This is a genomic window from Pseudomonas sp. S8 (genome assembly GCF_050473925.1).
Taxonomy (GTDB): Bacteria; Pseudomonadota; Gammaproteobacteria; order Pseudomonadales; family Pseudomonadaceae; genus Aquipseudomonas; species Aquipseudomonas parakoreensis.
The window spans coordinates 2716825-2731296 of record NZ_JBFDVZ010000016.1 but is presented as its reverse complement, the minus strand read 5'-3'; the positions used below and the strand labels follow the sequence as shown (position 1 = coordinate 2731296).

Sequence of the window (14472 nt, the reverse complement as noted above, 5' to 3'; positions counted from 1 at the left end):
ACCACCAGATCCAGAAACTTCTACCGCTCGCGCATCGCCTCGGTCCGCGCTTTCAGCACCGGTTTCAGCAGGTAATCCAGCACACTTTTCTCCCCGGTAATAATGTCCACCGTCGCCACCATGCCCGGGATGATCAGCAGCGGTTTCACATCGCCGCCCAAATGGTTTTTATCGGTGCGCACCTGAATCAGGTAGAAGCTGTTGCCCTTGTCATCGGTAATCGTGTCGGCACCGATCAGTTCCAGTTTTGCGCTCAGCCCGCCGTAGATCGTGTAGTCATAGGCACTGAACTTGACCATGGCTTTCTGGCCCGGATGGAGGAACGCGACGTCTTGCGGACGCACCTTGGCTTCGATCAGCAGGTTGTCCTCCAGTGGCACGATTTCGACCATGTCGCTGCCCGGCTGCACCACGCCGCCGATGGTGTTGACCTTGAGCTGCTTGATGACCCCGTGCACCGGCGAGGTCACGGTGGTGCGGCTGACGCGGTCGTCGATGGCGATGCTCGAAGCGGTGATTTTCGACAGGTCGGTGCGTTTCTGATTGAGGTCTTTGGCCGCGTCGGAGCGGAAGGTCTGTTCCGATTCGTCAATCTTGCTCTTGATCTCATTGATCGCCGATTCCGCCCGAGGAATCGCCAGGGTCGTCGCATTCAGCGAACCGCGAATCTCCACCGCGCTGCGCTTGAGTCGCAGGATTTCCACTGGCGATACGGCGCCGGTTCCGACCAGGGGCGACGACATGTTCATCTCTTGTTGCAACAGCGCCAGGCTGGAACTGTACTGACCTTGCTTGGAACGAAACTCCGCCAGTTCCTGAGTTTTCTGCCGCAGCTGTTCAGTGAGGGTGCGTTGTTCGCTGGCCAGTCGACGCTGGCGCTGGTCGTACAACGCACGTTCGTCTTCGGCCACTTGTGGCGCCTTGCTGACGACTTCGTCCGAGAGTTTCATCGGCCGCCCTTCGGCTTCAGCCGACAAACGTTCGACCTGCGCCATCAACGCATAACGGTCGGCCTCGCTCTCGCCCTTGTTCGACAGAAAACGCGTGTCATCCAGGCGCAGCAACTTGTCGCCCTTGTTCACCATTTGCCCTTCACGCACGAAAATCTCGGTGACGATCCCGCCCTCGAGGTTCTGGATCACCTGGACCTTGCTCGACGGAATCGCCTTGCCTTCGCCCATGGTCACTTCTTCAAGCACCGCGAACTTGGCCCAGACCAGCGCACTGATCAACAGCGCTGCCGCCAGCCACACGGTGATCCGCGACCAGCGCGGCGAATCCTGCAGTGCAGCGCCGGCGGTTTCCGGCATGAACTCGGCTTCGGCGCTTTTGCCGAAACTGTCGAAGTAGCCGCGTGATTTGCTATCTGAAGATGCAGACATGGGGCGATACCCCTCAGTTAAGAAACATCAAACCGCACAACCCATGCGTCGCCCGGAACACTTACTTGTGGTGAGGGGATTTATCCCCGATAGGGTGCGAAGCGCCCTCAGAGTCTTTGGGGCCGCTGCGCAGCCCATCGGGGATAAATCCCCTCGCCACAGGTGTTGTGAGAGCCATAAATTATGTTCACGCATCTAAACCGCCGCCGAGCCGACGCGGCCCTTGCGCAGTGCATCGATGACCGCTTCTTTCGGGCCGTCGGCGACGACCCGGCCGTTGTCCAGGACCAGCAGCCGGTCCACCAGGCTCAGCATCGAGGTGCGGTGGGTGACCAGCAGCAGCGTCTTGCCTTGCACCCAGCCGTGCAGCTTCTGGCGCAGCAGGTCTTCGCTGCTGTTGTCCATGGCGCTGGTGGGTTCGTCGAGCAGCATGATCGGCGGGTCGAGCAGCAGCGCCCGGGCCAGCAACACCGCTTGGCGCTGGCCACCGGAGAGCAGTTGTCCGCGCTCGCCCACCGGCCGGTCGAAACCTTGCGGATGCTGCCGCGCCAGTTCGGTAACGCCGGTCAGTTCAGCGACTTCGAGCATGCGCGAGTCGCTGATGTAGCGGGCGCCGAGGGTCAGGTTGTCGCGCAGGCTGCCGGCCAGCAGCGGCAGGTCGTGGGCGACGTAACCGATCTGCTGGCGCAGGTCGGCGACATCCAGTTGCCGCAGGTCGAGGCCGTCGAGCAGCAACTGGCCTTCCTCGGGTTCATAGAAACCCATCAATAGCCGCGCCAGGGTGCTTTTGCCCGAGCCGCTGCGACCGATGATGCCGATCCGCTCGCCGGGTTTCATGCTGAAGCTGACGTTGCTCAGCGCCGGTGCATTCTGACCGTTGTAGTGAAAGGTCACGCCACTGACGTCCAGCGCACCTTGTAGCTGTGTGCGTTCCAGTGGCCGCTGCTTGCCGTCACGCTCCTGCGGCAGGCCCATCAGCGCGTCGGTGCTTTTCATGGTCAGTTGCGCTTGCTGGTAGCGGGTGATCAGCCCGGCGATCTGCCCCAGCGGCGCGAGCACACGGCTGCCGAGCATGTAGCTGGCGACCAGCGCACCGACGCTGAGGTTGCCGGCGATGATGCTGTAGACCCCGGCAACGATCGTCGCCATCCCCGAGAACTGTTGGATGAACAGTGTGCCGTTGGTCGCGAGCGCGGAGAGGTTGCGCGCATGGCTGTCGAGGCGGGTGAGGGCGCCGTGGGTGCTTTCCCATTTGTGCTGGCGCTCGCTTTCGGCGCTGCAGGCCTTGAGGGTTTCCAGGCCGCCGAGGGTTTCGATCAGCAGCGCCTGCCGCTCGGCGCCGAGGCTCAGGCTTTTCTGCACGGTGTCGCGCAGGCGCACCTGAATCGCCAGAGCAAAAATGATCGTGATCGGAAATGCCAGCAGTGGGATCACCACCAGCCAGCCGCCGAGCAGGCCGATCACCACCAGCATCAACACCACAAAGGGCAGGTCGATCAGGCTGGTCAGGGTCACGGCGGTGAGGAATTCGCGCAGGCCCTGAAAGTCATGAATGCTCTGGGCGAAACCGCCGATGGTCGCCGGCCGGGCCTTCATCGCCATGCCGGTGATGCGTTCAAATAAAGTCGCGGAAAGGATCACGTCGGTTTTCTTGCCGGCGGTGTCCAGCAGGTGCGCGCGCACCACCCGCAACACCAGCTCGAAACCGGTGCCGATCAGCAGGCCGATCGCCAACACCCACAGGGTCGAGGTGGCCTGATTCGGTACCACGCGGTCGTAGGTCTGCATGACGAACAGCGGCACCATCAGGCCCAGCAGGTTGATCAGAAAACTGGCGAGGATCGCATCGCTGTACAGCCATTTCGACAGCTTCAGCGTGTCGCGAAACCAGGCGTGGACCCGCGGCACCAGCGGTGAACGCAAGTCTTCAAGTTCGTGGCGCGGACGCGCGAACAAGGCTTGACCGCTGTAGTGTTCGGCCAGTTCTTCGCGCTCGACCCATTGCTCGCCGCCATCGGCTTCGCTGGGCAGGATCAGCGCTTTGCCGTCATCGCCAAAACGCCGCAGGACGGCGGTGCGCCCATCCTTGAGCAGCAACAGGATCGGCAGATTCAGTGCAGAAATATCCTTCAGTTCACGCCGCAACAGGCGCGCCTGCAAACCGGCCCGGGCGGCTGCACGGGGCAGCAGGTCCAGGCTCAGGCGTTGCTTGTTCAGGGGCAGCCCGGCACTCAGGCTGGCGCGACTGACCGTCGCGCCGTGGAGCTTGCAGAGGATCAACAGACCGTCGAGTAACGGGTCATCGAAGCTCAGCCGCGGATCGATCCCGGTGTGTCCACCTTCGGCCATGCTGGTCATATTGATCGCCCCTGTTGAACGGACTCGACTATCGACACATCTCCCTGTAGGAGCTGCCGAAGGCTGCGATCTGTTGATCTTGATCTGCAAAAACAACATCAAAAGATCGCAGCCTTCGGCAGCTCCTACAGGGGTTACCTCATTTCAGCTCAGGCAGGCGCGCTTCGTTTTTGACTTCGGTCGCCGCAATGGCATCCGCCGGCAGCACCACCCGTTGCTTGCTCAGCAACTGGCCCATGTTCGCCAGCACGCGGTACATCGAGTATTCCTCGGTGTAGCGGATTTCGGTGTAGCGGCGGTTGGCGTTGTAGAGCTCGTTTTCACTGTCGAGCAAGTCGAGCAGGGTGCGTTGGCCGAGGCCGAACTGATCCTGATACGCCGCGCGCACGCGTTTGGTGGTCTCGGCGTATTCACGGGCGGTCGGGGTCTGTTTGTTCGCGTTGACCATCGCGTTCCAGGCCAGGTGAATGTTCTCGTTCAACTGACGCAAGGCGTTGTTGCGGATGTCCATCGCCTGATTGATCTGGTGCGCATCGGAGGCCAGACGGGCCTTGTCGCTGCCGCCACGGAACAGGTTGTAATTCATGATCACGCCGACGCGCCATTCGTTGTCGTGGCCTTCATCACCTTGCACGTTGTTGTTCGCACCCACCGCCGCCTCGGCGTCGAAACGCGGGTAGAACGGCGACTTGGCGACTTCGTACTGGCTCTCGGCCGACTGCACGTCCGCCTGCGCGGATTTCAGGTACGGGTTGTTCTCGACCATGCTCTGCTGGGCTTCCGGCAGGCTGGCAGGAACCTCGCCGCGAGTCGACGGTGGCGCTTCGAGTTCATCGGGCATGCGCCCGACCACGGCGTAGAAGTTCGATTCGGCGTCGGCCAGATCGACTTCGGCGGTGTCGAGGTTGTTTTGCGCCAGCGCCTTACGGGCGACCGACTGATCGGAGTCGGCGGTACTGCCGATGCCGCGCTGGGTGCGCAGGCCGATCTGATCATTCACGCGGAGGTGCGCTTGCAGGTTGTTCTTGGCCAGGGTCACCAATTCGCGCCGCTTGAGCACTTCGAGGTAGACCTCGATTGTGCGCAGCGCCAGATCCTGGGCGGTGCCTTGCGCGTAGTAGGCGCGCGAGTTGGACACGCCCTTGGTGCGCTCGACTTCATTGGCCGTGTTGAAGCCGTCGAAGATCATTTGTCGCAGTCGCAGTTCCGACTGGGTGTAATTGAGAATTTCGGTGTGGTGATTACCGAAAGCCCGGGTATTGGTGTTGTCGCTGTAGCCGCGCCCGTAGGCGGCATTCAAGTCGACGGACGGATAGAAGCCGCCCTTGGCCACTTTCACTTGCTCATCGGCCGACAGTTTGGCGTCCACACGCGAGGCGAGATCCGGGTGGGTGGCAATGGTGCTCTGGATTGCTTCGGTCAGGTTCATGGCCTGGGCTTGAGAAGTGCAAGCCATGGCCAGCAAAACCGCGCTGCAAAGGGGGGTTAAAACGCGCATGGGGTGCATCTCCCTGGTCCTGATGGTGTGTTACTGTCGCCAAATATTTGACGATAATTTAAGGTGTAAGCGTTTCACTCTTGTAACAACAGAGCTAAGAACATCCTGAAGCGTAGCTAAGAAAAAATTTTCATAAGGCTTATGCCGAAAAAAACTTATGCGCTTGGCCAAAATCGGCACATTGTTCAGGACGAAAGCCTTTGTTTATGCGCTTCAGGGAGCACGGAGAGGCTTGAGGAAAGTTCCATTCACTTTGCGACATACGGCGAAGTAATGCTGAAGGGGAGGGACGCGTAGCGGCAGATGGGTGACGGTTTTTTGTCACTCGGGTGATTCACCACCGTTACGTAGCGCTAGTGGGTTTGCGGCATCAATCAGGATTGCGCAGTGCTTGAAAGCACCGACCTTTCCTTGTTTGCGCTACCTGCGAAACGAACTGTCGAGGTGCGAGCGTCACCCCGGCAACCCGCTTGAGCCATGGGCGTGCTTCGCGAACCAGTGCCGACGGTGTTCGGCAGCGGAGGAGTTTCACATGGCAACGCTCATCGGGATCGTCACTAAAGTCATTGGTCAGGTTTTTGCTCAAGGCACCGACGGCACTCGCCGCGCTTTGGTCGAGGGCGACCGCTTGTTTGCCGGCGATCAAGTGATCACCGGCGCAGAAGGCGCTGTCGCCATTCATTTGCAAAATGGCCACGAACTGACCCTGGGTCGCGACAGCAGCATGACCCTTTCCGGGCAACTGCTGGCCAATCAGGCGGTGCATGTCGACTCCCCTGAAGCGCTGACGCCGAGCGAAGCACAGCTGACTGACGTCGAGCAGATTCAGAAAGCCATCGCTGCCGGCGAAGACCCGACCAAAGCCGCTGAAGCCACCGCTGCGGGCCCGAATGCGCCGACTGGCGTGCCGGGCGAGGCGGGCGGTGGTCACAGCTTTGTGTTGCTGACTGAAGTCGGTGGACGAGTGGATCCGGTCATCGGCTTCCCGACCGCCGGTTTCAATGGCATTCCCGAGTTTCCCGAAGAGCGGCATAACGCGGTGATCGACAATGGCAACAACACGCCGATCGTGCCGCCGCCGGTCAACAATCCGGTGACGCTCAGCGGTCTCGCGGTGCCGGGGGGCGAGCTGACCCTCAACGAAGCCAACCTGCCCGACGGCTCCTCGGCCAACCCCGGCGCGCTGACTCAGAGCGGCAGCTTCACGGTGTCGGCGCCGGACGGCTTGAGCAGTCTGAACATTGGCGGCATCAGCGTGATCAGTGGCGGCGTGGCGGCGGGTTTCCCGCAGTCGATCACCACGCAACTGGGCAACACCCTGACCATCACCGGTTACAACGCTGCGACCGGGGTCGTCAGTTACAGCTACACCCTCAACGGCAATGACGCCCATCCGGCCGGTGACGGCGCCAACAGCCTCAGCGAACATTTCACCGTGACTGCCGGTGACAGCAATGGCGACAGCGCCACCGGCTCGCTCGACGTCAACATCATCGACGACGTGACCAGAGCGGTGAGCGACAGCAACGCCAATACCGCGTCGGAAACCCTGCTGACCCTCACCGGCAACGTGCTGACCAACGACGTGCAAGGTGCCGACCGCGTGCCCACCGGGCCTGTGACTGCGGGCACCTTCACCGGCACTTTCGGTACGCTGGTGTTGAATGCCAATGGCACGTACACCTACACCCTGAACACCAGCGACGCGGATTTCAAAGCGCTGCACGGTGGCGGTAACGGCACAGAGACGTTCACTTACACCATCACCGATTCTGACGGTGACACCAGCACCGCGAATCTGGTGCTGCAGATCCACAACAACGACGATCCGGTGCTGATCAATGGCTTGAACGCCGAGGGCGGCGAGCTGACGGTTTACGAAAAAAATCTCAGCACTGGCAGCGAGCCGGATTCCAACGCACTGACCCAAAGCGGCACCTTCACGATTACCGCTTTGGACGGCGTCACCACGCTGACCGTCGGCGGTATCGCCGTGGTCACCAATGGCGTAGCTGCAGGCTTCCCACAATCGGTGACCACGCCGCTCGGCAGCACGCTGACCATCACTGGTTTCAACGCAGCAACCGGTGTCGTCAGCTACAGCTACACCCTCGACCACAACGACGCCCATCCAACCGCCAACGACGCCAACAACCTGCCCGAGCAGTTCGCCGTCACCGTGGTGGACGACAATGGTACGACTGCCAATGCGACCCTCGACGTCAATGTGATCGACGACCTGCCAAAAGCGGTGAACGATTCCAACGCCAACACCGCTTCGGAAACCAACCTCACGCTGACCGGCAACGTCCTCACCAACGACGTACAAGGCGCCGACCGCGTACCGACCGGCCCGGTCACTGCCGGTACCTTCAGCGGCACCTATGGCACCCTGGAGCTGCACACCGACGGCACTTACACCTACACGCTCAACCCGACCGATGCCGACTTCAAGAATCTGCACGGCGGCGGTAACGGCACAGAGACGTTCACTTACACCATCACCGACTCGGACGGTGACACCAGCACCGCGAATCTGGTGCTGCAGATCCACAACAACGACGATCCGGTGCTGATCAATGGCTTGAACGCCGAGGGCGGCGAGCTGACGGTTTACGAAAAAAATCTCAGCACTGGCAGCGAGCCGGATTCCAACGCACTGACCCAAAGCGGCACCTTCACGATTACCGCTTTGGACGGCGTCACCACGCTGACCGTCGGCGGTATCGCCGTGGTCACCAATGGCGTAGCTGCAGGCTTCCCACAATCGGTGACCACGCCGCTCGGCAGCACGCTGACCATCACTGGTTTCAACGCAGCAACCGGTGTCGTCAGCTACAGCTACACCCTCGACCACAACGACGCCCATCCAACCGCCAACGACGCCAACAACCTGCCCGAGCAGTTCGCCGTCACCGTGGTGGACGACAATGGTACGACTGCCAATGCGACCCTCGACGTCAATGTGATCGACGACCTGCCAAAAGCGGTGAACGATTCCAACGCCAACACCGCTTCGGAAACCAACCTCACGCTGACCGGCAACGTCCTCACCAACGACGTACAAGGCGCCGACCGCGTACCGACCGGCCCGGTCACTGCCGGTACCTTCAGCGGCACCTATGGCACCCTGGAGCTGCACACCGACGGCACTTACACCTACACGCTCAACCCGACCGATGCCGACTTCAAGAATCTGCACGGCGGCGGTAACGGCACAGAGACGTTCACTTACACCATCACCGACTCGGACGGTGACACCAGCACCGCGAATCTGGTGCTGCAGATCCACAACAACGACGATCCGGTGCTGATCAATGGCTTGAACGCCGAGGGCGGCGAGCTGACGGTTTACGAAAAAAATCTCAGCACTGGCAGCGAGCCGGATTCCAACGCACTGACCCAAAGCGGCACCTTCACGATTACCGCTTTGGACGGCGTCACCACGCTGACCGTCGGCGGTATCGCCGTGGTCACCAATGGCGTAGCTGCAGGCTTCCCGCAATCGGTCACTACTCCGTTGGGCTGCACGCTGACCATCACCGGTTTCAACGCAGCGACTGGAGTGGTCAGCTACAGCTACACGCTGGATCACAACGACGCCCACCCAACCGCCAACGGTGCCAACAACCTGCCCGAGCAGTTCGCCGTCACCGTGGTGGACGATAACGGCACGACGGCCAATGCAACCCTTGACGTCAATGTGATCGACGACCTGCCAAAAGCGGTGAACGATTCCAACGCCAACACCGCGTCGGAAACCAATCTGACCCTGACCGGCAACGTCCTCACCAACGACGTACAAGGCGCCGACCGCGTACCGACCGGCCCGGTCACTGCCGGTACCTTCACCGGCACCTACGGCACCCTGGAACTGCACACCGACGGCACTTACACCTACACGCTCAACCCGACCGATGCCGACTTCAAAAACCTGCACGGCGGCGGTAACGGCACAGAGACGTTCACTTACACCATCACCGACTCGGACGGTGACACCAGCACTGCGAATCTGGTGCTGCAGATCCACAACAACGACGATCCGGTGGTCATCAGCGGCCTGGACGTGAACGGCGGCGAGCTGACGGTTTACGAGAAAAACCTCAGCACCGGCAGCGCCCCTGACCCAACCGCGCTGACCCAAAGCGGCACCTTCACGATTACCGCTTTGGACGGCGTCACCACGCTGACCGTCGGCGGCATCGCCGTGGTCACCAATGGCGTAGCTGCAGGCTTCCCACAATCGGTGACCACGCCGCTCGGCAGCACGCTGACCATCACCGGTTTCAACGCAGCTACCGGTGTGGTGAGTTACAGCTACACCCTCGACCACAACGACGCCCATCCAACTGCCAACGGCGCCAACAACCTGCCCGAGCAGTTCGCCGTCACCGTGGTCGATGACAACGGCACCACTGCCAACGCAACCCTCGACGTCAATGTGATCGACGACCTGCCCAAAGCGGTGAACGATTCCAACGCCAACACCGCTTCGGAAACCAACCTCACGCTGACCGGCAACGTCCTCACCAACGACGTACAAGGCGCCGACCGCGTGCCCACCGGCCCGGTCACCGCCGGTACCTTCACCGGCACCTATGGCACCCTGGAGCTGCACACCGACGGCACTTACACCTACACGCTCAACCCGACCGATGCCGACTTCAAAAACCTGCACGGCGGCGGTAACGGCACCGAGAATTTCACCTACACCATCACCGATTCTGACGGCGACACCAGCACCGCGAATCTGGTGCTGCAGATTCACAATAATGACGATCCGGTGGTCCTCAACGGTCTCGACGTCAACGGCGGCGAACTCACGGTTTACGAGAAAAACCTCAGCACCGGCAGCGCTCCTGACCCAACCGCGCTGACCCAAAGCGGCACCTTCACCATCACCGCTTTGGACGGCGTCACCACGCTGACTGTCGGCGGTATCGCTGTCGTCACTAACGGTGTGGCCGCCGGCTTCCCACAATCGGTGACCACGCCGCTCGGCAGCACGTTGACCATCACCGGTTTCAACGCAGCAACCGGTGTCGTCAGCTACAGCTACACCCTCGATCACAACGACGCCCACCCAACCGCCAACGGCGCCAACAATCTGCCCGAGCAATTCGCCGTCACCGTGGTCGACGACAACGGCACCACTGCCAATGCGACCCTCGATGTGAACATCATCGATGACCTGCCAAAAGCGGTGAACGACAGCAACGCCAACACCGCTTCGGAAACCAACCTCACGCTGACCGGCAACGTCCTCACCAACGACGTACAAGGCGCCGACCGCGTGCCCACCGGCCCGGTCACCGCCGGCACGTTCAACGGTACTTACGGCACCCTGGAACTGCACACCGACGGCACTTACACCTACACGCTCAACCCGACCGACGCAGACTTCAAAAATCTGCACGGCGGCGGCAATGGGACAGAGACGTTCACTTACACCATCACCGACTCGGACGGTGACACCAGCACTGCGAATCTGGTGCTGCAGATCCACAACAACGACGATCCGGTGGTCCTCAACGGTCTCGACGTCAACGGCGGCGAACTCACGGTCTACGAGAAAAACCTCAGCGACGGCAGCAGCCCGAATCCATCAGCATTGACCCAGAGCGGCACGTTCACCGTGACTGCGCTCGACGGCCTGCAAACCCTCACCGTCGGTGGTATCGCCGTGGTCAGCAATGGCGTGGCCGCAGGCTTCCCGCAATCGGCGGTCACGCCATTGGGCAGCACGCTGACCATTACCGGTTACAACCCGGCCACGGGCGTGGTGAGTTACAGCTACACCTTGGTGGACAACGAGGCTCACCCGACCGCTAACGGCGCCAACAGCCTCACCGAGAATTTCAACGTGGTCGCCACCGACGGCGACGGCAGCACCGCCAGCGGCCAGATCAACGTCAACATCATCGATGACCTGCCGACCGCCAAGGCCGACACCGGCTCGGTGGTGGAGGGCGGTACGGTGAATGTCAGTGTGTTGGGCAATGATGTCACCGGTGCGGACGGCGCAGCGGCGGGTGGTGCTGTGGTTGGCGTGCGCGCCGGCGGCGATACCTCAAGTTCGGCGATCGGCGGCCTCAACAGCAACATCAACGGCACTTACGGCTACCTGACTCTGGACGCGGCGGGCAACGCCATTTACCACAGCAATCCAAACTCGGTGAACCCACCGGGCGCCACCGACACGTTCACCTACACCATCCGCGACGGCGACGGTGATGAAAGCACCACCACCCTCACCATCAATGTCGCCGACAGTAAACTGATTGCGTCGGTCGATCAGGACGTGACGGTCTACGAAAAAGCCCTCGACCTGACCAAGGACGGCCAGGACCTGGCGCCCGGCACGGTCACCGGCAGCGACCCGAGCAACACCGGCGAAACCGCCACCGGTACGCTGGTCGGTGCGGTCACTGGCGGCAGCGGGGCGCTCACCTACACCCTGGTCGGCAGCGCCACCGGCACTTACGGGCAGATCCAGCTCAACGCCGACGGCACCTACACTTACACCCTGACCTCAGCGCCGAAAACCACGCCGAACGCCAACGACGGCGCCAATACCCTGAGCGAAAGTTTTACCTACAAAGCCACCGATGCGCTGGGCAACAGCACCACCAGCACGATTGTGGTCAACATCGTCGACGACGTGCCCAAAGCCGTGGCGTCGGACCGCTCGGTGGCGGCGGTGGAGATCGATTCCAATCTGCTGATCGTCCTCGATATTTCCGGCAGCATGGTCGACCCGTCCGGCGTGCCGGGCCTGTCGCGGCTGGATCTGGCGAAACAGGCGATCAGTGCCTTGCTCGACAAATATGACGACCTCGGCGACGTCAAGGTGCAACTCGTCACCTTCAGCAGCAGCGCCACCGACAGGACCTCGGTATGGGTTGACGTAGCGACCGCCAAATCGATTCTCGCCGGCCTCACGGCGGGCGGCGGCACTAACTACGATGCGGCGGTGGCGATGATGCAAACCGCCTTCAATACCTCGGGCAAACTCACCGGGGCGCAGAACGTCGGCTACTTCTTCTCCGACGGCAAACCGACCACCGGCCAGGAAATCGGCACCGCCGACGAGACCGCGCTGAAAAACTTCCTCGATGCCAACAACATCAAGAACTACGCCATCGGCCTGGGCAGTGGAGTGAGCAACGCCAACCTCGACCCGCTGGCCTATGACGGCATCAGCCACACCAACACCAACGCAGTGGTGGTCACCGACCTCAATCAGCTCAATTCGGTGCTGTCGGGCACTGTGGAAGGTGCGCCAGTCACCGGTTCGCTACTGGGCGAGGGCGGTACCTTCGGCGCCGATGGCGGCTTCATCAAATCCATCGTGGTCGACGGCACCACCTACACCTATGACCCGCGCGCCAACAGCGGCCAGGGTTCATTGACCGCCAGCGGCGGCACCAACCACGGTACGTTCAATACCGTGAACAACACGATCAGCATCGCCACCAACAACAGCGGCACCCTGGTAATCAACCTCGACACCGGCGACTACAGCTACACCTCGCAGAAAACCACGACCACGGTGATCACCGAGAACATCGGTTTCACCCTCAGCGACAATGACGGCGACCTCGCCAGCTCGACGCTGACCGTGAAAGTGATCCCCAATTCGCCACCGGTGGCGATGGACGACCACGTCATCACCAACGTGCTGTCGAGCAGCGTCACGGTGCCGGGCGAACTGTTGCTGGCCAACGACACCGACCCGGATGGCGACACGCTCAACGCCTCACCAACCAGCTTCAACACCGGGTGGGTGGCCAAGGGCGCGGACTTCACCGGTACCGGCGCGATCTCGTTCAACGGTACCAGCAACACGGCGGCCAACCAGAACCTGGCCGACGTGCGTAACGCGTTCGCGGCGAACACCGCCGCGATGACCGCGGTGCTGGTGGTCAGTGGTTACCTCGGTGCGGTGACCAACGCCAATGCCAACGATGAGGACTTGATCACCGTCAAACTGAAGCAGGGCGAAACCCTCAACCTGGATCACAACCTGGCGGCCGGCCACGTCACCATGGAGTACTCGGTCAACGGCGGCGCGTTCGTCAGCATCGCCGACGGCGGCACCATCACCGCCAGCGCCGACGGTACCTACCAGATCCACGTGACCAACATCAGCAACACCAGCGGCAGCAACCCGACGGCAGCGGAAAATTACCAACTGACCATGACGGTCAACTACGCCGGCGCCCACGACGTGACGCCGGACTTCAACGGCACCTACACCGCCAACGATAACCATGGCGGCAGCGACACCGCCAACGTCAGCATCACCTATCAGGATGGCCACACCCTCACCGGTACTGCCGGGGATGACATTCTGGTAGCAGGCAGCGGCAACAACCTCCTCAATGGTGGCGACGGCAACGACGTACTGACTGCCGGTTCCGGCAACAACGAGATGCACGGCGGTGCGGGCAACGACTTGCTCTACAGCGGTCCGGGCAACGACATTCTCGACGGCGGCACCGGCATCGACACGGTCAGCTATGCCCATGCCACCGCCGGGGTTACGGTCAACCTCGGCCTGCTCGGTGCGCAAAACACCATCGGCGCCGGCACTGACACGATCAGCAACGTCGAAAACCTGGTCGGCTCGAACTTCAACGACACCCTGACCGGCGACAACAATAACAACGTGATCAACGGCGGGCTGGGCAACGACATCCTCAACGGTGGTGGTGGCGATGACCTGCTGATCGGCGGCATGGGCAACAACACCCTGACCGGTGGAGCGGGAGCGGACACCTTCCAGTATCTCAAGGGCAACACTGGCCACGACACCATCACCGACTTCACCCCGGGCACCGACAAGCTCGACTTGTCGCAACTGCTGCAAGGTGAAAACGGCACCCCCGCGTCGCTCGACGATTACCTGCACTTCACCGTCACCGGCAGCGGCGCCTCGGTGCTCACCAGCATCGACGTCAGCGCCCTGGCCGGCGCCACGCCGAACCAGACCATCGACCTGGCCGGCGTCAACCTCGCCAGTCATTACGGTGTAACGCCAGGGGCGGGTGGAGTGGTAGCCGGTGGGCACGACACGGCGACGATCATCAGCGGCATGTTGAATGATCATTCGTTGAAGGTGGACACGGTTTGATCAAGGCCTGAAACGACAAAACCCGCCGCTCCGGTAAATCGGAACGGCGGGTTTTTCTGTCTGGAGAACTGTGTTGCCAGTGAGTCAGACTTCGCGAG

Annotated in this window: 4 protein-coding genes; 1 reads left to right on the top strand and 3 read right to left on the bottom strand. The window is 61.6% G+C overall.

From position 1 onward, the window contains the following. Positions 1-20: 20 nt before the first annotated feature. The 3 genes from AB1J88_RS13360 to AB1J88_RS13350 all read right to left on the bottom strand — a co-directional run bounded on the left by AB1J88_RS13360 (position 21) and on the right by AB1J88_RS13350 (position 5238). Positions 21-1382: an HlyD family type I secretion periplasmic adaptor subunit gene (locus AB1J88_RS13360; protein ID WP_145593293.1), complete on the bottom strand. Its 1362-nt coding sequence runs from the start codon at positions 1380-1382 to the stop codon at positions 21-23. Positions 1383-1577: 195 nt separating this feature from the next. Next, on the bottom strand, positions 1578-3740 hold the full coding sequence (locus tag AB1J88_RS13355; protein WP_262948075.1) for a type I secretion system permease/ATPase: 2163 nt from the start codon (positions 3738-3740) through the stop codon (positions 1578-1580). Positions 3741-3879: 139 nt separating this feature from the next. Next, entirely contained in the window at positions 3880-5238 is a 1359-nt protein-coding gene (locus AB1J88_RS13350; protein ID WP_145593291.1) for a TolC family outer membrane protein, read from the bottom strand. A 532-nt stretch (positions 5239-5770) separates the two neighbouring features. On the opposite strand from AB1J88_RS13350, the gene AB1J88_RS13345 reads away from it, so the two are divergent. Further along, on the top strand, positions 5771-14374 hold the full coding sequence (locus AB1J88_RS13345; protein WP_430291244.1) for a retention module-containing protein: 8604 nt from the start codon (positions 5771-5773) through the stop codon (positions 14372-14374). Positions 14375-14472 lie beyond the last annotated feature (98 nt).